Below are 18,280 nucleotides of genomic sequence, written 5' to 3' on the forward strand. Positions count from 1 at the left end.
AAAATTAATTGCATTACAAATAGGAGGGGTTTCATATCTTAAAGAACAGATATTAATGTATGTACTTTTCGGAAGGACGTGCTTTCGTTACCGACATACTTACGAATGACTCTAATGAAGTTTTTTCAAAAAGACAGGTTTAAGTTTTTAATTTATTTTGGCGTTTCTCGTAATCTAATATGCTCTTCAGCTTTAGCAATTGCTTTCCGAATTGCATTCGCTTCTTCTGATTGTTCTGGCGCCAGTTTTAATAAACGTTGCCAATAATTAATTGCATCCTCATAAGCATGACTCACAAAAGCATCCATCGCAAGCATGGCTAGTGCATCTGGCTGATTTGGATTATTTTTTAATAATCGACTAAATATTTCGGTAATTTGTTCGGTAAATTGTTGGTTATTCAGAACCCACAAGCTATGTGCATAATTGACGGCATATTGTTCATCATCTGGATAAAATTGATATGCTTTCGAAAAAGCCTCCACAGCGTTTTGCCGTTTATCTTGGCTATTATACAAACGTCCCAATAGATACCATCCTTTAGCACTCTTGGGAGTATCATCCAATTTTGCGCGTAATTTATCGATTAACTCTTGCGGGCTTTTAACTGATTCCAGCATTTTTTTAGCTTGTTCCTGAGAGTTCCGATGTTGAATGTATTTTTGCCATCCACCAAATCCACCCCAATAATAATATCCAGTAAATGCCACCAAAAATATAACCGGAACCAACAACAAACCCGTTATAAAATGACGCCTGAATGGATAAATTATAATCATACAGGCCAGTCCTGCTAGACCTGCTAATAATCCCAATAACCACCATTCATTCATAAGAAACTCACTAATTTTAAACAGTACCTGGGTTCGCGAGAGCCCAATCCCATGACTCACTAACCTAGTTCAAGTGAAGTATGCTTCTTCTCTCGGGTTCTAAAACAAGTTCGCCAAAAAATAACAAACCCAAATAATAAAAATAAAAAAGGTCCAAACCACAGTAAAAAAGTTACCGACTTAACAGGTGGTTTGAATAGGATAAAATCACCATAACGAGCAGTTAGGTAATCACTAATTTCACTATCACTCTTACCTTGTTTAACCATTTGATAAACTTGAGCACGCAGGTCTTTGGCTAATTCAGCATTGGAGTCAGCCAAGTCTTGATTTTGACAAACAAGGCACCGCAAATCTTTGAGTAGATGGTTAAACTGAGCTTCCTTTTGAGCTGAATCCAAAGGATAAGTGCTGTTTGCCCAAATAGATGAGCATAAAAAAAGTAACAATCCAAACAAAATTTTGTCTATTCTCATGATGTCTGATCCAATTGTTTTATCAAAGGTAAAACCTCTTTTAACCAGACTTCTTGAGTCAAAACTCCTGCATGTCGATAGCGAATGACTCCTTTCTTATCCACCACAAAAGTCTCCGGTGCCCCATAAACTCCCAAATCAATCGCAACCTTTCCATCTTGGTCCTGGATAATGAGCTTATAGGGATTTCCCCATTGCTCTAACCATCGGAGTGCATCATTTGCTTTGTCTTTATAATTTAACCCATAAATGGGTATTCCTTCACGCGCCAGTTGCAACATAAACACCTGCTCATCAATACAAGCCGCGCACCAACTGGCCCAAACATTTAACAAAAGTACCTGATCGCGTAATTGATTTGAATTAAAAAAGGAATTCGGATCCTGCAATTGGGGTAAACTAAACTCAGGCAATGCCTTACCCAGCTGAACTGAAGGTAGCTCGTGTGGGTTTAGAGATAAACCGCGCCAAAGGAAAACACATAGCAGCAAAAAAAGAGCAATTGGAATAACCTTCCATCCTATTTTTTTCATGCTTTTAACTCCTGTACAGCACCCACAATCGACTGTCTTTTTTGATAATATCGTCTGTCAGTCAATGCAAAAAAGCCACCCGCTAAAATCATGAATCCACCTGCCCAAATCCAGCGGATTAAAGGTTTATAATAGAGTCTTACCGACCATGAATCACTCGTTAATGGTTCACCGAGGGCAATGTAAATATCTCTAAAAGGTGTTACATCAATTGCCGATTCAGTCATAGGCATTTGCCCTATTGTGTACAGCCTTTTCTCAGGATAAATCATCTTCGTCCTACCTTGATAATTTATTTTAAATTGCGCTTTGGTTCCTTTATAGTTAGGGCCTGATAATGACTCTTGCTGCACAAACTCGATAGAATAACCTTGCAGGCTAACCTTTTTCCCTGGCTCCATTTGCACATCATCTTGCACGCCATAAGCTGTGGACACTGCTATACCAATTACCGTAGTAGCCACACCTAAATGCGCCAGAATCATTCCCCAATAAGCTTGCCCTACCTGAAATAAGCCACGCTCGTAAATCCGTTTGTAAGCCGCTTGAATCGTGCTTAAAATTACCCAGGAAGCCAGACATAAACCCATAAAGGCAGCAATGTCAAATTCTCTAGAAGTAGTAAGCAATAAAACGAAAGGAATTAAAACACTGAGAAATGCAGTTTTCCAAAGTTTCTTTAACACATCTCGCCAACGATCACTATTCCATCTTAAATGAATACCAATTCCCATCAATAACAAAAGAGGAATCATCAATGGAACAAAAACCGCATTAAAATAAGGAGCGCCTACAGATAATTTACCCAGTCCTAATCCTTCAACAAGCAGCGGATATACTGTTCCCATTAAAACAGTAAGCATAATTACCACTAAAAAAACGTTATTTAATAACAACGCACTTTCTCTCGAAAAAGGACTTGGGTTACTGCCTGACTGCAAATTTTGTGCTCTAAAGAGAAACAATAATAAAGATCCGCCAATAACAAATATTAAAAAACCTAAAATGTATAATCCACGCTGTGGATCTACAGCAAAGGCATGAACTGAGGTGAGAACACCGGAACGTACCAGAAAAGTACCAATTAAACTTAAAGAAAATGCTGCAATTGCCAACAACATAGTCCACGCTTTAAATTGTTGACGTTGCTCCGTAACTGCCAAAGAATGCAATAAAGCAGTTCCTACTAGCCAAGGCATAAACGAAGCATTCTCAACTGGGTCCCAAAACCACCACCCTCCCCAGCCTAATTCACGATAGGCCCACCAACTTCCTAAAGTAATCCCTGCAGTTAAACAACACCAGGCAGCTAGAGTCCAGGGCCTAGTCCATTTGGACCAACTGGTTTCTACCTTTCCAGCCCAAAGTGCTGCAATAGCAAAAGCAAAAGCAACTGAAAAACCAACATACCCCATATACAACATGGGTGGATGAAATAAAAATCCGGGGTCTTGTAACAGAGGGTTTAAATCACGGCCCTGAGTATCTAAAACTTGAAATTGACGTAAAAAAGGATTGGAGGTAGTTAGTAAAAACAAAATAAAACCTATACTAAGCCATCCAAGAACTACTAAAACGCGAGTCCGCATCGCCTTGTCGAGTCCTGTACTGCAAAAGGCTACAAGTAACATCCAAAAACTAAGAATGCCGACCCATAACAGCATAGACCCCTCATGCCCACCCCAAACAGCGCAAAGTTTGTAAAACCAAGGTAAGGAAATACTGGAATTACTAAGCACATAAATTACTGAAAAATCATTCTTTAAAAAACAAAGAGTAAGGAACAAATAAGACAAGGCAATAAAGAAAAACTGGGAAACCACATAAATGCCTGCAGCGTCCATCCAATTACTGCGTTTTAATTGCAACCCTGCAAGCGGAACCAATGCAAGCATTATGGAAGAAAGTAAAGCCAAAATTAAAGAAAAAACCCCTAATTCTGCAATCATGAGTGTACCTTTTTAGATAAAGCGGCTTTCACTTCCGGCGGCATATAATTTGCATCATGTTTCGCCAATACTTGTGAGGCACGAAAATGTTGATTATCAAGCAGCTGCCCTTCAGCAACTACTCCCTGCCCCTCTCGAAACAAATCAGGAAGAATTCCCATATAAGTTACGGTAATTGTTTGATCAAAATCAGTTATTTTAAACGTTACATTCAAACTATTTTTCGAACGGACGATGGAACCTTTCTCTACCATACCCCCTACTCGAATTGTATGTTGTTTTGGTGCTTCCCCTGCTACAACTTGGGTTGGAGCATAAAACAGGCTGATATTTTGCCTTAAAGCATATAGAACCAACGCCGCAGCAATGGATAAAATAGACAAGCTAAATGCGAGAATCATTATCTTGCGTCTGCGTACTGGAGTCATTTTTATCGCTTAAACCATTGTTGTAATTTTTGACGTGTTTGTTTTCCTTTCCATTTCATACCTAATAAATTCATTACTAAAACAACACAAACCAAACCATAAGCAGGCCAGACATAAATGGAATACCCCCCCATTGTCAACCATTCTAAAAATTGATTCATTTAACTTCCCCTTCAAACTGAACCTTGACCCAAGCTTGTCTTTTTTCCCTAATCAACAATTCTTGACGTGCTTTCTCTAAAATAATCCACAGACAATATAAAAAAAATCCAGCTATGGTTATCAATAAAGGATATAACATGCTCCCATCAATTTTAGGTTTAGCAAAAACTGATAAAGTAGATCCTTGGTGTAAGGTATTCCACCAATAAACGGAATAATGAATAATTGGTAAGTCAAGAATTCCAACTAAGGTTAAGATGGCAATAATTTTGTCACCATCTTCTTTGTTTTTAATAGCATAATGAGTTGCTAAAATCGCAGCATAAAGCAATAAAAGGATCAATTCAGACGTTAAACGAGCATCCCAAACCCACCAAGCGCCCCACATGGGTTTCCCCCAAATACTTCCGGTGACCAGCGCCAGAAAAGCCATACTAAGACCAATTTGGGCCACAATATTAATTAAAAGACCGGCGATTTTAATACGCCACACCAAAAGCAATACCGCTAAAAATCCCATCCAGGCGTAAAGCATCATGGACAAAAATGCACTGGGAACATGGACATAGATAATTCGAAATGCATCGCCTTGTTGATAATCAGGCGGTGTAAATACCAATCCCCAAATAATACCAACAAGTAACGTTACTAAAGCACCCACTGCTAAGATTGGAGTGAGACGTCCAGTAAAACTATAAAATAACTTAGGCGAAGCCAGTTGGTATAATAATTTCCACATAGGAATAATTGAAATCAAAAAAACCGGATTTTATCACGTATCCACCTATTCGCAAACACTTACGGTCTGTTTCCCTTTTGCTAGCTTGAGTCAAAATGGCTCGATTTGCGACTACCGAAGCGCAGCATACATAAAGTATGTGAGCATCGGAACGCAGAAAATCGGGACAGTTTAGGCAAACTACAGAGGTCTGTTTCCCTTTCGCTAGCTTGAGCCAAAATGGCTCGATTTGCGAGTACCGAAGCGCAGCATACATAAAGTATGTGAGCATCGGAACGCAGAAAATCGGGACAGTTTGGGCAAGCTAGTAGAAAGGGAAACAGACCTATTCAATGTGACTGATACGCATAACACCGGCTATTGCATAGGGTAAAAAACCCGTAGCCACCACAGACATTGCTAATAACAAGGCCAAATAGGCACTAATGGGCAGTCCTTGCATGGCAATATTTAAAGTTCCGCTTCCAAAAATAAGTAAGGGCAGGGTTAATGGTAATAAAATCAAAGCCATCAAAAGACCTTTTTGATTGACTCCAACACCAAAGGCAGCTGCCAAGGCACAAAGAAAAAGCAAAGCGGGGGTTCCACAAATAATAGTCAGCGCAAGAACTTCTGTTTCCCATGCGGTCAATGAAAACAATAAAGCAATTAAAGGGCATAAAACAAGTAAAGGGAGTAAATTGAATAACCAGTGCGCAATTATTTTTGCACTAACCAATAAAGGTAATGATTGACCGGATACAATCCATTGTTCAATTACACCATGCTCATAGTCTTGCTGAAATAAACGCTCTGCTGAGAGCAGTAACGACAAAAGTATTGCCATCCAAACCATACCAGGAGCTATTGTTCTAAGCAAGGTCACTTCTGGTTTCACGGTGAGAGGAAACATAAACAGAAAAATTAACAAAAATAAGCATGAATTGACTAAAAAACGAATTTGTCGTACTTGAATAAGCAGCTCACGCTTGCATTGGTTAGTAAATAAAGCAAAAGCTGAAATCATAAAGAATACTCCTCATAATCAGAGGAGCTGAGTGGTAATTGTTGGTGCGAAGTCAATATAACGGAACCACCCTGCTTCCGATGCGCGGCTATTTTATCCATAATTCTAACTATTGCCTTATCATCCAGTGCCACTAAAGGCTCATCGAGTAGCCACAATTTGACCTTTGAAAACCACAAGCGTAGCAATCCTGCTTGTCTACGCTGTCCTGCAGATAATAAACCACAGGGGGTATTAAGATGATGTTCCAGTTTAAAAATTGCAGCCAACTCTTCTAAAGAGATAAATTTATCTTTCTTCATACCAGGCAAAAAGGTGGAAGGATAATGAAGATCAAAAAAACAATTTTCTTTTAACGTCAAGTTAGGATTAATCCCTGTTTTGTGACCTACAAAACATACTTGGCGTTGATAAGCCGCTCGATCGTGATCAATATTTTGACCAAAAAATTGAATTTCACCGTAATGCGGATGATATAAACCGGCGATTAATTTCAATAAGGTCGTCTTACCAGCACCATTTCTCCCTCGTAGATGAATTAACCCACCTGATGGCAAATGAAAAGCTACCTTCTTTAAAAGAGGCTGCTCCTGGTAATCAAAATCAAGGTTAATCACATCGAGCATAGATAAATAATACACTTCATTGGTTGGTTTTAAGTAGCCTGGATGCTGCACAGCGGAACCGGAACATTTAGGTGACTCCTAAATTCCCGAGTTCCGCAATGCTGCACTGGGGGCTAAACTTTATAAAGAAATACTACTCGAACTAAAAAACAAAACAAGTTTTATTTCATTTGCAAAGATTGTTCAAACTCCAGATCGCTTTTTCGTTCAGCGACCATCTCTCTGAAAGCAATTACCGAAGAGGTGTCACGTCCTAAAATCCAAGTTGTAAACCCTTGGCTTGTAGCCAGAACCTCATATTCTTTCGTTTTAGTTAACCCCTCTATGGTTTGCTCCAAATTATCTAAGGTTGTTTTTTCAAGTTGTTTTTTAAAATTCAACAAAATTCGGCTTTTTAAATGATCACCTTTAAACTGTGTATAAATACCACCTAATTTCTCCCCTTTTGCCTCGAAGAAGTGATATCTATTTTCTGATCGATTATTTACTTGAGCCTCATAATGTGTACTTAACAAATTAAAATTAGGTCTAGTTAACTGCGATACGTTGTCAATTAAATCCGCGCAAATTGTATTTTGTTTTTCAGCTTGCTCGATAGCCGCTTTCGGAACATTTAAATCAATCAATGGAAAAATGTTAGGACCAAACATTCTGCCTAAATTCTCAGATCCCATCTGAGTAACTTCCTTTTTTTTGCTCACTTTGTTTAATAGTGTCAACAAGCAATAAGCAATTTTCTGATTGCTCTCTGATTTTCCTTTCAATATATATTTGATTACTTCTAGATAATTATCTTTTTGGTTTTTAGCTTCGTTTAAGGTATTAAATTGGACCGAACTAAACAAGGGCTCATCATGACCTTGTAACGCACCTAAACTTGATTTGAGTAGTTGGGCACATTCAGAAATAGACATTCCGGTGAAATCTGCTTTTCCTTCTTCTATTTCAGCAATTTTGGCCTTACGTTGTGGCTCTGTTAACGCGCCTACACGAAAAAGCCCGATAGGGAGAGCTTTTTCATTTTTTAACTCAGTATCTATTAGTTTGATTAGCTTTAAACTAGCATCCTGCAAGTGTTCAATTTTCTTTTGTCTTAATTTTGCATTGGATGGCATAATGTTATCTTCTCCTATTTTTAATGTTGTAGTGAACTAACTCTTGCGAACTCTCTTATTGAGAGCCATAATTTCGTTTTTATTTTTAAGGTTAATGATGGAATTTTTAGCACAATACGGTATGTTTCTTTTAAAATCAGTGACTGTAGTGATTGCCTTTCTCATAATATTTGCAGGTTTCTTTTCCCTGAGCCGCAAACCCAAACCTAAACTTGAAATAACATCCTTAAATAAGCAACATGAGCATATCATAAACATAATGAACAAAGAAGTGCTTGGCAAAAAAACACCCAAACCGAAAAAAAATAAAGAAGAACAACCCACTCTTTTTGTTCTTGATTTTCATGGGGACATGCGAGCCTCTCAGGTAGAACAACTTAGAGAAGAAATAACGGCAATTCTCTCCATTGCAAAAGCTGGGGACGAAGTTTTAGTTCGACTGGATAGCCCTGGCGGTGTAGTCAATAGCTACGGTTTGGCTGCCTCACAGCTCCAACGTATACGCGATCGAAATATTCCTTTGACTGTAAGTATTGATAAAATGGCTGCCAGTGGTGGGTATTTAATGTCCTGTGTAGCCAATAAAATTATTGCAGCACCTTTTGCGATTATAGGCTCTATAGGTGTAGTAGCCCAAATCCCTAATTTCCATCGATGGCTTAAAAAACATGATATTGATGTAGAATTGTTAACCGCTGGAGAATATAAACGTACCTTAACACTCTTCGGTGAAAATACTGAAAAAGGAAAGAAAAAAGCTCAGGATGATCTCGAAAAAATTCATGCGGCATTCAGAAATTACGTGGCTGCAAATCGAGAGCAACTTGATATCGACCAAGTTTCTACAGGAGAACATTGGCTAGCCAAAGATGCATTTGATCTGAAACTCGTCGATAAACTCTGCACTAGTGATGACTATATCATCGAAAAAATAGCGAACTATAAGGCATTTAAATTAACCGTGCCTCCCAAAGCGTCTCTAGCCAATAAATTACTTAAACCAGCAGCACGACTGATGCACCCTTGGGGATAAAAGAACCGCAGGGACATTTCTATATTAATGTTCTTGCTAATTCCCAGGGTTTAGATCTCCCGTGGTTTTTCATGTCATTCCCGCGAAGGCGGGAATCTATCTTTAAATTAATTCCTCACTGCATTTATGAAAATGCATTCCTTCCTGAGCGGGAATAAGAAAAAAGGGAAGATACCTCAGAAATAAGAACACCATACCCCAAGATTCGGCAGCAGGATTAGGAACTAAAAACCTTTAAGATTCAAAATACTGGATGAACTGCTGAATTTGAGATAATGGTATATAATTAACTTAGATTACATAAGGGAGTGCGCTATGAGTGACTTTAAATCAAAACTACCTGACCTCAAAGAATTAGCTTCAATGACAAGCAAGTTATTTACAGATATTAAAAAAAGTGTTGGTGAAATCGTTCAAACTTATAAAGAAAATAGAGCACAAGAAGCAGAGGATGCAGCAAAAGCAGAGCAAGCAAATGTAGAACCGGTTAAAGAAACTAAATCTAAAAAACCTGTTGAAGAACATGTACCTACAGATCCTACTCAAGTTGATCCTGTTCCACCGGTTAAATCTGCCCCATCGGTTGAACCTGTACCACCAGTTGAGCCTGAACCACCCATTGTAACTCCAAAAGAGTCCAAAACTGATGACACAAAACCGTAAGAAGTCTTACGGATCATAATCTTTCCTGGGTGAAGCGCAGCGAAACCCGGGAGATACCTATTTAATATCCAACTAATAATCACACCCAAATTTCTAAGGTCACCATCGTTTCAAACTCGTTCGGGCCGCGTCAATCCATATTTGCGCATTTTTTCTACCAAAGTAGTTCGCCTCATATTCAAATAACTCGCAGCATGTGCAACTACCCAATCTGACTCATTTAAGGCTTGGCTAATAAGAGCTAATTCAGTTTTCACTAGATGTTCTTTTAAGTCGATCCCCTCCGTACCCGAAATTTGCTCTTGACTCATTACGTCAAATAAGGCTTCTCGTTCAGAACTTGATGTATCAGATCCTGTTTGCGAAGGTTTATAGCCACCTCGTATCTTTTGTGGTAAATCCTCTTCACTCAAAATTCCTTTTGGATATAAAATAGTTAAACGCTCTACTAGATTAGCTAACTCCCTAATATTACCAGGCCAACTATACTGGCTTAAGGAAGCCATAGCATCGGGCATTAAGCGTACGCTAGGTCTGTTTTCGCTCTCAATACGAGAGATCAACTCATTAAATAATAATGGAATGTCCTCAGCTCGCTCTCTTAAAGGAGGCATTTCTATAGGAAAGACGTTAAGCCTATAAAATAAATCCTCTCTAAATTTTCCTTCTTTAATTGCTTCTTCCAAATTTCTATGCGTGGCAGCAATAATCCTTACATTTACATCAATACTTTTATTGGAGCCTACTCGTTCAAAACAACGCTCCTGTAATACTCGCAATAGTTTTACTTGCATAGGTAATGGCATATCACCTATTTCATCAAGGAATAAAGTACCACCATTTGCTAATTCAAATCGTCCTTGACGGGATGTAATCGCACCAGTAAACGCACCTTTCTCATGTCCGAATAATTCACTTTCAAGCAATTCTCCGGGAATGGCACCGCAGTTAATAGGAATAAATGGCCTAGTGGCTCGTGAGGATAGAGTATGGATATTACGTGCTACAACCTCTTTACCAGTTCCAGATTCTCCAAGAATTAGAACACTTGCTTCAGTATCAGATACTTGCTCTATTAATCTGCGAACATTACGAATACTGACACTATTACCTACGAGGCTGCGCAGTAAAGGATTTTTATGATTATTGAGTACAATCGATTTGACTGCTTCTTTTGCAATCTGGCATTGATGCAAAGACTCCATTATTTGAGCATAAGTAAATGGGAAGGGTTGGCAAGCAACAACATTACGTAAAAGGCACTGAGTATTATTCAATTTTTGACCCACAAGAATCACTGGAGCCTTGGGAAATCTATTCACCAAAGAATCCAGCTCATTTATAGTCTCCTGGATTGCTTCGCTAGCACCCAACAGAATAACATTAGGCTCAAAATCAGCAATTTGCCACTCACGGTACTTACTGACTTCAGTAGATTCACCGATAAAATCAAGTATTGTTCGCAGCGTGTTGCCGCGACGTTCATTATTATCAATGATAAAAACTATGTCATTAATACTCATAAACTTATCCTTAAGTTTTATAACCCCACCTATCATTCCTTCTCCTAAAAAGAGAAAGAGTTGAACAATTTACTATCGATAACACACAATCAATTTGAAAGCATTGCACTGATTCCCAAAACACAATTCCTGACTACCAATTGTTTTTGTAGCACTTACCTGACTTTCTTTCACAAAATACTTGGCGCGTATAAAACCCATACGGCTGCAAAAGGAATTAGCAGCTTGGGAACCACAACCTTGTTTTTGGTCATAACACCAATCCACTCGATATTCATTAAAACGAGGGACAGCAAAACTCTTTTCTCGATAATGATAGGGTTTTGGAGGGGTATGAGATAAGCCATTAGCGCAAACAATGGTCATAAAACCATTACATCGCCAACCTTTACATGTTGCGCTCGTTGAGAGGTAATGGGTTAATCCTATATTGTAAGCAATTTCATTATCGCTGGAATAATCGTAACCTAACATTTGGCAATAATGATCTGCTACCATCTTGCCACATTCCTTTCCATCCACCGTACAATAATCCAGCCGCTCTCCTAGATAAGTAGGATGCCAAAAATTTCGAAAAGCTTTATTGTGCTTTTCACTTATATTTGAATGAACCGAAAAGGAACAACATAAAAAAACTAAAAACATAAAGTAACGAAAATTGCTCATTAAAACAATCCTTTAGCGACTATCAAATCATGTTAGCCTATGACGCCAACAGGTACAAGAGTAACATAAGGCAAATCACTATTGATTTATTAAATGTAGCACATTTAAGTCCATTCATTTTTCAAATAGTGATTATTGTTGCTAGTTAATTGATCATTAACTTTCTAGAAGGATAATTGAATTCTTTGCATAATGACCCGTTCATGTGGGCGATTTATTACTTTACTCGTCGAAGCAGTTGCATAGGTATTAGCGGTTAAGCATCCAGGTGTGATAGGTGCATTTAATCCTCCTGTTGAGCAGCCTCCTAAAAAGTTAGTTTGATCATACTCGGTCATAATGACTATATTTCGGTTTAAAAACCAATTGATCCCTTTTCCCCAGGTATTAGCTCTTTGAACGGTTAATCTAGGATTAGCAAAGGTGTAATTAGTTTGCTCTCCTTCGGTAATAAAATAACTAAAAATATTATTATCCATTGCTAATTGAGACCATCTTGCTATTAATTGAAACGCACCCAATGCTCCTCCCCCCCTAGGGGAAAAATTGCGATTAGGTTTTAATGTCCCGAAGGTAAAAGGTTCTTAAGTCAAATTACATGCCACTTGAATCTCAGCGGAATTGTTTCTCACAGAAACGAATTGGGATTGGCATTAGGGAAAACCTGACCCTTAGACAAAGTTTGCTGAGTTTGTGTCCATTCCCCAAACAGACCAAAAGAACCGAGAAACCAAAAGGCTTGAGGATGCAGTCTTTTTCTGGAGCCATTTCTGTTTACATCCGCTTCATAAAAGAAAATTGGAAATAGTAGATAAGTGCAAAACACAAAATGAACTAATAGCCCACAGAAAGGGAATTTATTTGTACTAGATAATTTATTGGTTTTGACTTTACTATTCCATTTGAGATAGGCTTTAAGTGATAACCTAAGAAATTGTGAGCCTAAATAGGATTGTCACTATCAATAAATAAATGTTCTAACTCAAATTGAGAGGCAAGATGGTTACCCAAAGCCTGAATTCCATAACGTTCTGTAGCGTGATGACCGCAAGAATAATAATGAATACCTAACTCTTTTGCTTGATAATAAGTTCGCTCAGATATTTCTCCGCTGATATAGGCATCCACACCTAAACGGAATGCATCCTCGATAAAATCCTGGGCTCCTCCACTACACCAAGCAATATGGGTGATGGGTTTTTCACTACCTGCAATGAACAATGGAGCACGTCGCAATTTATTTGCTAAAAATTCAGTAAACTCTGCTTGCTTCATTGTGTGAGTTAATTTTCCTGACCACAGCAGATTATCAGTACCCCCTGCCCGGTGCATGTGAACAACATCGACTTCAAATAATTTGGCCAAACATGCATTATTTCCCAGATCAACATGGCAATCTAAAGGAAGATGATACGCAAATAGATTTAATTCATTACACAATAATTGATAAATCCGTCGACGCTTCATCCCTATAACTATGGGCGCTTCACCACGCCAAAAGTAACCATGATGAACCAACAAAGCATCTGCACCCCATGCAATTGCCTGAGAAATCGCATCTTCAGAAGCAGTTACCGCGGTACAAATTCGCTTAATTTGCTCTTTACCTTCAACCTGCATTCCATTGGGTGCGTAATCATTATATCGATCACAGCTCAAGAATTGATGCAGGTATAAAGATAGTTCTTCTTTGGTAATCACCGGTCAGAAACCCGCTTGATATCAGCGCCTAATAAGGATAGTTTTTCTTCTATACGCTCATAACCTCTATCCACGTGATAGATACGCTCAACTGAGGTTTCACCGTCTGCAACTAATCCAGCTAAAATCAAACTGGCAGAGGCACGTAAATCAGTTGCCATTACGGGAGCGCCGGTTAATCGCTCAACTCCATTAATTATGGCAGTATTTCCATTAAGTTGGATCTGCGCACCCATGCGTTGTAATTCTTGTACATGCATAAAACGATTTTCAAATATCGTTTCTACTATAGTTGAAGAACCATCAGCAACTGAGTTCATTGCCATGAATTGAGCCTGCATGTCCGTTGCAAAAGCGGGATATGGTGCGGTGGCAATATTTACTGCCCTAGGACGTTGGTTATGCATATTGAGACTTACCCAATCCTCACCTATTGTTAACTCTGCGCCAGCTTCTTCAAATTTACATAATTGCGATAATAAGGTATCAGGTCGAACTCGTTTCACGGTAACATGACCTCGAGTTAGAGCTCCTGCTGCAAGATAAGTTCCTGCCTCAATCCTGTCAGACATAACCGAATAAGTACCCCCAGAAAGAGACTCCACACCTTCAACTTCGATGATTGAGGTCCCTGCACCAGTAATTTTTGCCCCCATTTGAATCAAAAAATTGGCCAAATCAACCACTTCCGGCTCACGAGCCGCATTTTTAATAATTGTTGTTCCTTCAGCAAGGGTTGCAGCCATAAGAATATTTTCAGTACCCGTCACAGTGACTGTATCAAACAATAAACGTTTGCCTTGCAAACGACCACGTCGACAACGAGCATTGATATAACCATTTTTTACGGTAATATCGGCGCCCATAGTTTTCAATGCTTTTAAATGCAAATCGACCGGTCTTGTTCCGATAGCACAACCTCCGGGCAAAGACACGTCTGCTTTACCAAATCGAGCAAGTAACGGTCCCAATACTAAAATCGAAGCCCGCATAGTTTTTACTAGATCATAAGGAGCAACAAATTCATTTACTTGATTTGCATCAACTTGGACATTCATTTTTTCATCAACAATTAATTGAGCGCCTAATTGACCAAGTAACTCCATCATAGTAGTTATGTCTTTGAGGTGGGGAACATTGGAAATAGTGACATGATCTCTCGCAAGTAAGCTCGCCGCCATAATAGGTAAAGCAGCATTTTTTGCTCCTGAAATAACTACTTCACCATTTAATGCTTTGCCACCATTTATTAATAATTTATCCATTTTGCTTCCCCCATTCTTCTTTTGTCCACGTATTCATACTAATTGCATGAAGCTTTCCCGTGGTAATCAATTCTTTCAATTGTGCATAAACCCATTGCTGTCTGGCGACTTTGGACTTATTTAAAAAAACATCACTAACTACGGTTATCTGGTATTGATAACCATCCCCCCCCACTTTGATGTAATAAACATCATCAATGGTTTTAAATTTTTGTTCGATTTCTTCATTACTTATCATTAAAATTAGCTCACAAATTGAAATAAATACAACTTTTGGCATCAATTCTATCGGAGATAAAACAAACGCATCATCCGAGATTTAATTATCCAAATAAAAAAAGAAAAACCCGGGCTCTGGCTCAGACCGTCACCCAGGCTACAATTTATAATCCTAAAAAAGTAACCGCTTTTTAAAAATGGGCATTCCTATTGGAATAATTAAAAACTACACCGCCTCCAAAATGCCCTTTACGCCACAAAACTCTACTAAAGATTGAGTTTCGATAGGCATACCTATGATTTCAAAAAACTTGTTATTTTTTTTACATAGCTTTCTAGCTTCAATAAGTAGTGCTAAACCCGCACTATCACAATGTTTTACATCACTTAGATCCAAACTAAATCGGTCGGTTTTATTTTCCATCAAAGCCTGATAGAGCTTTGCTCGCACCGCAACCACTGACTTAAATGTCAAATCAACCCCAGGTTTAAAATTAACATTTTTCACAATTAGGAAGTCCTTTTAATTTGCTTTTTTTCCATTAACTTAATGACTTCGTCAATACTGGAGTTTTGTAATGCAGCGGCAAACTGGGAGCGGAAACTTTGCAACAGGCTTACCCCTTCAACGCTAAGATCATAGATCTTCCACTGACCATTTTTAGCTACAAGGCTATAAGACAATGGAATATTTTGGCCTTCTGCACGAATAATAATGCTGTTAACACGCAAAAATCGAGCGTTTAAAGAGCCTCTTAACGGTAAAAATTGTATGCTTTCATTAGTATATTGTGCTAAAGGACTGGAATAAGTACGAATAACTAAGCGTGTAAAGGCTTTAGAAAATTGCGCTCTTTGCGCATTTGTTGCCTTACTCCAAGCTTGTCTTCCTAAAACAGAACGTGACATACCTGCAACATCAACAATGGGTAGCAAATTGTTTTCTACAGCGCGATAAATAATACTGGGATTGCTTTTTAAGTTGTCCTTGTTCTCTTTTAGGGTAGCGATGATGTTGTTAGCAGTTTGCTCTAACATAGGTATAGGAGAGTTTTGTGATGCATTCATTATCGGAGATAAAATCACACTGACAACTAATAAAATTGTTTTTATTATTCTCATGTTCTGACCTTATTTTTTAATGTTAAATAATAGTTGACCAATTAAATTTTCAAGAATAATTGCTTCTTGAGTTTTTCCAATCACATCTCCATTTTGCAAATAAGGATGCTCTTTATTCTCGTCATCCTCAAAGCCTGGAACAATACTAATATAATTTGAACCAAGCAACCCCTCAGTCAAAATGCGTGCTGAAGCATCATCATAAGGTATTTTTTTATCGCTACGCAAACGCATAGTTACCTTTGCGTTCAGGTCTCCCGGCTGCAACTCAATATGAGTTACCTCACCAATCCTAACTCCTGCTACAGTAACAGGTGCCCGGACTTTCAAGCCTCCAATATCGGTAAAATCAGCAGTTACATCATAACTGTCATGAGATCCAAAACTAGAAAAATTACTTACTTTCATTGTCATGACCAGCAAAGCCAATATACCAAGCAACATAAATAGGCCAACACTAAAATCTACGTAACGTTGCTTACTCATTTACCAATCTCCAATCATCATTGCGGTCAACAAAAAATCAAGCCCTAATACAGCAAGCGATGAATAAACTACTGTTTTAGTCGTCGCTTGACTAATACCTTCTGCGGTAGGCACACATTCAAACCCCTGGAATACAGAAATCCAGGTTACAACAAAAGCAAAAACTAAACTTTTAATGATACCACTGAGTACGTCAATTCGGAAATCCACTGCTGCTTGCATATTTGACCAGAAACTTCCTGCATCCACTCCTAACCAATGAACACCAATAAAATAACCACCAAAAATGGCTACAGCAGAAAAAATTAATGCCAAAAGAGGTAAGGTAATAAAACCCGCTATAAAACGAGGATAAATAACTCTGCCTAAAGGATCAACTCCCATCATATCCATACTGGATAATTGTTCGGTGGCTTTCATCAAACCTATTTCGGCAGTTAGGGCAGAACCCGCACGTCCAGCAAACAACAATGCACTAATTACTGGACCAAGTTCTCTTGAAATACTTAAGGCTAATAATTGACCTAGTTGACTGGAAGCACCAAATTTTTGCAAGGTATTATAACCTTGAAGTCCTACTACCATTCCAATAAATAAGGCAGAAACAACAATGATCAAGCACGATAAAACACCAACAAAATGAATTTGATAGCGTAGCAAGGGCCAAAGTTTTGAAATTCCGGGCCGTCTGAACAACATAAAGAACAAAAATAAGCCTGAATTTCCCAAATTTTGCAAAACCCGGGAACTACGATTACCCATACGTGTAATGAACTCAAGCATCTAATAGCTCCTCTATATAGGCTCTGGCAGGATAATGAAAAGGAACAACCCCATCAGCTTCCCCATGCATAAATTGTCTAATCTGAGGTTCAGATGACTGAATGAGCTCATTCGGGGTTCCTTGACCAATGATTTTTGCACCAGAAATTAGGTATATATAATCTGCTATAGAACAAGTTTCTTCAACGTCATGTGAGACAATTATTGTTGTGGTATGCAACAATTCATTTAACCTTTTGATTAAACGAACCAACACCCCCAAAGAAATGGGGTCTTGCCCAGTAAATGGTTCATCGTACATCATAAGTTCAGGATCTAATGCTATAGTACGCGCTAAAGCAACTCGCCTGGCCATGCCACCGGACAACTGAGCAGGCATTAGGTTTGCAGCACCTCGTAATCCTACAGCTTCTAGTTTCATTAATACGATATCACGCAACATGGACTCATTAAGTTGAGTATGCTCCCGCAAAGGAAAAGCCACATTATCAAATACTGAAAGATGGGTAAATAAAGCAGAGCTTTGAAAAAGTAAGCCCATATTACGTCTCGCCTCATACAAAGCTTTGCGAGATAATTGATGCATGTTTTGACCATTGACATGGATGAAGCCACTGTCAGGACTTAGCTGAGCACCTATTAACTGCAATAAAGTTGTTTTTCCAGAACCACTAGGTCCCATAATTGCCGTAATCTTGCCACGCTGAACCCTCATATCAATACCATTAAAAATACAATGGCTTTCGCGAGTGAAGACTAAATTTTTTATTTCTACCCAATTTTCAGGCATGCTCTCTTTCCGATTTAGCCAAAAGTAGAAGTATACCTAAGATACTCTCCAAAATGCTAGGTTTTAAGCGACTTGATTTTTTGTTCACTGCGTTTTTTAAAGAGTGATACTGAGCAAGGTTTTGCAGGAAATCTTAAAAAATTTTGTTCGGAATGTCATTTT

General features: G+C 38.5%; 23 protein-coding genes. 2 read left to right on the forward strand and 21 right to left on the reverse strand.

Annotated features, from left to right (window positions below):
• Positions 1-152: 152 nt before the first annotated feature.
• The 10 genes from ACWTE2_RS02925 to ACWTE2_RS02970 all read right to left on the reverse strand — a co-directional run bounded on the left by ACWTE2_RS02925 (position 153) and on the right by ACWTE2_RS02970 (position 7,867).
• On the reverse strand, positions 153-833 hold the full coding sequence (locus tag ACWTE2_RS02925) for a tetratricopeptide repeat protein (protein ID WP_454784078.1): 681 nt from the start codon (positions 831-833) through the stop codon (positions 153-155).
• A gap of 59 nt (positions 834-892) precedes the next feature.
• Complete coding sequence (locus ACWTE2_RS02930) at positions 893-1,309, reverse strand: cytochrome c-type biogenesis protein (protein WP_454784079.1); 417 nt, start codon at positions 1,307-1,309, stop codon at positions 893-895.
• Positions 1,306-1,842 carry a DsbE family thiol:disulfide interchange protein gene (locus ACWTE2_RS02935; protein ID WP_454784080.1) on the reverse strand — a complete coding sequence of 179 codons (537 nt, stop codon included), beginning with the start codon at positions 1,840-1,842 and terminating at the stop codon, positions 1,306-1,308. Before ACWTE2_RS02935 ends, ACWTE2_RS02930 begins: the two co-directional genes overlap by 4 nt.
• Entirely contained in the window at positions 1,839-3,791 is a 1,953-nt protein-coding gene (locus ACWTE2_RS02940) for a heme lyase CcmF/NrfE family subunit (protein WP_454784081.1), read from the reverse strand. Before ACWTE2_RS02940 ends, ACWTE2_RS02935 begins: the two co-directional genes overlap by 4 nt.
• Positions 3,788-4,219, reverse strand: a complete 432-nt coding sequence (gene ccmE / locus ACWTE2_RS02945) for a cytochrome c maturation protein CcmE (protein ID WP_454784082.1) — start codon at positions 4,217-4,219, stop codon at positions 3,788-3,790. The genes ACWTE2_RS02940 and ccmE overlap by 4 nt, the downstream gene beginning before the upstream one ends.
• Before the next feature lie 2 nt (positions 4,220-4,221).
• Positions 4,222-4,380, reverse strand: a complete 159-nt coding sequence (gene ccmD, locus ACWTE2_RS02950) for a heme exporter protein CcmD (protein WP_454784083.1) — start codon at positions 4,378-4,380, stop codon at positions 4,222-4,224.
• The gene (gene ccmC, locus ACWTE2_RS02955; protein ID WP_454784084.1) at positions 4,377-5,120 is read right to left on the reverse strand and encodes a heme ABC transporter permease CcmC; all 744 of its coding nucleotides are present in this window, start codon (positions 5,118-5,120) and stop codon (positions 4,377-4,379) included. The genes ccmD and ccmC overlap by 4 nt, the downstream gene beginning before the upstream one ends.
• Positions 5,121-5,445: 325 nt before the next feature.
• Positions 5,446-6,126 (reverse strand): heme exporter protein CcmB, encoded by a 681-nt coding sequence (ccmB, locus tag ACWTE2_RS02960; RefSeq protein WP_454784085.1) that lies wholly within the window; start codon positions 6,124-6,126, stop codon positions 5,446-5,448.
• Positions 6,123-6,752, reverse strand: coding sequence for a heme ABC exporter ATP-binding protein CcmA (gene ccmA / locus ACWTE2_RS02965; protein WP_454784435.1), 630 nt, complete (start codon positions 6,750-6,752; stop codon positions 6,123-6,125). Before ccmA ends, ccmB begins: the two co-directional genes overlap by 4 nt.
• Before the next feature lie 161 nt (positions 6,753-6,913).
• Positions 6,914-7,867 (reverse strand): RhoGAP domain-containing protein, encoded by a 954-nt coding sequence (locus ACWTE2_RS02970; protein ID WP_454784086.1) that lies wholly within the window; start codon positions 7,865-7,867, stop codon positions 6,914-6,916.
• Positions 7,868-7,964: 97 nt separating this feature from the next.
• Between ACWTE2_RS02970 and sohB the strand changes: the two genes are divergently transcribed.
• Together sohB and ACWTE2_RS02980 are read left to right on the forward strand one after the other, a co-directional pair.
• Positions 7,965-8,900: a protease SohB gene (gene sohB / locus ACWTE2_RS02975; RefSeq protein ID WP_182393678.1), complete on the forward strand. Its 936-nt coding sequence runs from the start codon at positions 7,965-7,967 to the stop codon at positions 8,898-8,900.
• Between the two features lie 315 nt (positions 8,901-9,215).
• Entirely contained in the window at positions 9,216-9,563 is a 348-nt protein-coding gene (locus tag ACWTE2_RS02980; RefSeq protein ID WP_454784087.1) for a hypothetical protein, read from the forward strand.
• 110 nt (positions 9,564-9,673) lie between these two features.
• On the opposite strand, the gene ACWTE2_RS02985 is transcribed toward ACWTE2_RS02980, so the two are convergent.
• The 11 genes from ACWTE2_RS02985 to ACWTE2_RS03035 form a co-directional block, all read right to left on the reverse strand.
• A complete protein-coding gene (locus ACWTE2_RS02985) occupies positions 9,674-11,086 on the reverse strand; it encodes a sigma-54 dependent transcriptional regulator (protein ID WP_454784088.1) in 1,413 nt (470 codons plus the stop codon).
• A gap of 72 nt (positions 11,087-11,158) precedes the next feature.
• Positions 11,159-11,752: a hypothetical protein gene (locus tag ACWTE2_RS02990; RefSeq protein WP_454784089.1), complete on the reverse strand. Its 594-nt coding sequence runs from the start codon at positions 11,750-11,752 to the stop codon at positions 11,159-11,161.
• A gap of 164 nt (positions 11,753-11,916) precedes the next feature.
• Entirely contained in the window at positions 11,917-12,273 is a 357-nt protein-coding gene (locus ACWTE2_RS02995; RefSeq protein WP_454784090.1) for a hypothetical protein, read from the reverse strand.
• A gap of 421 nt (positions 12,274-12,694) precedes the next feature.
• The gene (locus ACWTE2_RS03000) at positions 12,695-13,453 is read right to left on the reverse strand and encodes a Nif3-like dinuclear metal center hexameric protein (protein WP_182391038.1); all 759 of its coding nucleotides are present in this window, start codon (positions 13,451-13,453) and stop codon (positions 12,695-12,697) included.
• Positions 13,450-14,718 (reverse strand): UDP-N-acetylglucosamine 1-carboxyvinyltransferase, encoded by a 1,269-nt coding sequence (gene murA, locus ACWTE2_RS03005; protein WP_454784091.1) that lies wholly within the window; start codon positions 14,716-14,718, stop codon positions 13,450-13,452. Before murA ends, ACWTE2_RS03000 begins: the two co-directional genes overlap by 4 nt.
• The gene (locus tag ACWTE2_RS03010) at positions 14,711-14,956 is read right to left on the reverse strand and encodes a BolA family protein (protein WP_454784092.1); all 246 of its coding nucleotides are present in this window, start codon (positions 14,954-14,956) and stop codon (positions 14,711-14,713) included. Before ACWTE2_RS03010 ends, murA begins: the two co-directional genes overlap by 8 nt.
• A gap of 207 nt (positions 14,957-15,163) precedes the next feature.
• Complete coding sequence (locus tag ACWTE2_RS03015) at positions 15,164-15,445, reverse strand: STAS domain-containing protein (protein WP_182391041.1); 282 nt, start codon at positions 15,443-15,445, stop codon at positions 15,164-15,166.
• Positions 15,446-15,447: 2 nt separating this feature from the next.
• On the reverse strand, positions 15,448-16,059 hold the full coding sequence (locus tag ACWTE2_RS03020) for an MlaC/ttg2D family ABC transporter substrate-binding protein (protein ID WP_182391042.1): 612 nt from the start codon (positions 16,057-16,059) through the stop codon (positions 15,448-15,450).
• 9 nt (positions 16,060-16,068) lie between these two features.
• Positions 16,069-16,545 (reverse strand): outer membrane lipid asymmetry maintenance protein MlaD, encoded by a 477-nt coding sequence (gene mlaD / locus ACWTE2_RS03025; protein ID WP_182391043.1) that lies wholly within the window; start codon positions 16,543-16,545, stop codon positions 16,069-16,071.
• On the reverse strand, positions 16,546-17,328 hold the full coding sequence (mlaE, locus tag ACWTE2_RS03030) for a lipid asymmetry maintenance ABC transporter permease subunit MlaE (RefSeq protein ID WP_110143469.1): 783 nt from the start codon (positions 17,326-17,328) through the stop codon (positions 16,546-16,548).
• Positions 17,321-18,118: an ATP-binding cassette domain-containing protein gene (locus ACWTE2_RS03035; protein ID WP_454784093.1), complete on the reverse strand. Its 798-nt coding sequence runs from the start codon at positions 18,116-18,118 to the stop codon at positions 17,321-17,323. Before ACWTE2_RS03035 ends, mlaE begins: the two co-directional genes overlap by 8 nt.
• Positions 18,119-18,280 lie beyond the last annotated feature (162 nt).

The organism is Legionella nigrisilvae, from assembly GCF_977063395.2.

Excerpts from the sequence above, each read along its gene's own strand:
- ACWTE2_RS02925 (WP_454784078.1), bottom strand. The coding sequence starts at position 833 with ATGAATGAATGGTGGTTATTGGGATTATTAGCAGGTCTAGCAGGACTG.
- ACWTE2_RS02930 (WP_454784079.1), bottom strand. The coding sequence starts at position 1,309 with ATGAGAATAGACAAAATTTTGTTTGGATTGTTACTTTTTTTATGCTCA.
- ACWTE2_RS02935 (WP_454784080.1), bottom strand. The coding sequence starts at position 1,842 with ATGAAAAAAATAGGATGGAAGGTTATTCCAATTGCTCTTTTTTTGCTG.
- ACWTE2_RS02940 (WP_454784081.1), bottom strand. The coding sequence starts at position 3,791 with ATGATTGCAGAATTAGGGGTTTTTTCTTTAATTTTGGCTTTACTTTCT.
- ccmE (WP_454784082.1), bottom strand. The coding sequence starts at position 4,219 with ATGACTCCAGTACGCAGACGCAAGATAATGATTCTCGCATTTAGCTTG.
- ccmD (WP_454784083.1), bottom strand. The coding sequence starts at position 4,380 with ATGAATCAATTTTTAGAATGGTTGACAATGGGGGGGTATTCCATTTAT.
- ccmC (WP_454784084.1), bottom strand. The coding sequence starts at position 5,120 with ATGTGGAAATTATTATACCAACTGGCTTCGCCTAAGTTATTTTATAGT.
- ccmB (WP_454784085.1), bottom strand. The coding sequence starts at position 6,126 with ATGATTTCAGCTTTTGCTTTATTTACTAACCAATGCAAGCGTGAGCTG.
- ccmA (WP_454784435.1), bottom strand. The coding sequence starts at position 6,752 with ATGCTCGATGTGATTAACCTTGATTTTGATTACCAGGAGCAGCCTCTT.
- ACWTE2_RS02970 (WP_454784086.1), bottom strand. The coding sequence starts at position 7,867 with ATGCCATCCAATGCAAAATTAAGACAAAAGAAAATTGAACACTTGCAG.
- sohB (WP_182393678.1), top strand. The coding sequence starts at position 7,965 with ATGGAATTTTTAGCACAATACGGTATGTTTCTTTTAAAATCAGTGACT.
- ACWTE2_RS02980 (WP_454784087.1), top strand. The coding sequence starts at position 9,216 with ATGAGTGACTTTAAATCAAAACTACCTGACCTCAAAGAATTAGCTTCA.
- ACWTE2_RS02985 (WP_454784088.1), bottom strand. The coding sequence starts at position 11,086 with ATGAGTATTAATGACATAGTTTTTATCATTGATAATAATGAACGTCGC.
- ACWTE2_RS02990 (WP_454784089.1), bottom strand. The coding sequence starts at position 11,752 with ATGAGCAATTTTCGTTACTTTATGTTTTTAGTTTTTTTATGTTGTTCC.
- murA (WP_454784091.1), bottom strand. The coding sequence starts at position 14,718 with ATGGATAAATTATTAATAAATGGTGGCAAAGCATTAAATGGTGAAGTA.
- ACWTE2_RS03010 (WP_454784092.1), bottom strand. The coding sequence starts at position 14,956 with ATGATAAGTAATGAAGAAATCGAACAAAAATTTAAAACCATTGATGAT.
- ACWTE2_RS03020 (WP_182391042.1), bottom strand. The coding sequence starts at position 16,059 with ATGAGAATAATAAAAACAATTTTATTAGTTGTCAGTGTGATTTTATCT.
- mlaD (WP_182391043.1), bottom strand. The coding sequence starts at position 16,545 with ATGAGTAAGCAACGTTACGTAGATTTTAGTGTTGGCCTATTTATGTTG.
- mlaE (WP_110143469.1), bottom strand. The coding sequence starts at position 17,328 with ATGCTTGAGTTCATTACACGTATGGGTAATCGTAGTTCCCGGGTTTTG.
- ACWTE2_RS03035 (WP_454784093.1), bottom strand. The coding sequence starts at position 18,118 with ATGCCTGAAAATTGGGTAGAAATAAAAAATTTAGTCTTCACTCGCGAA.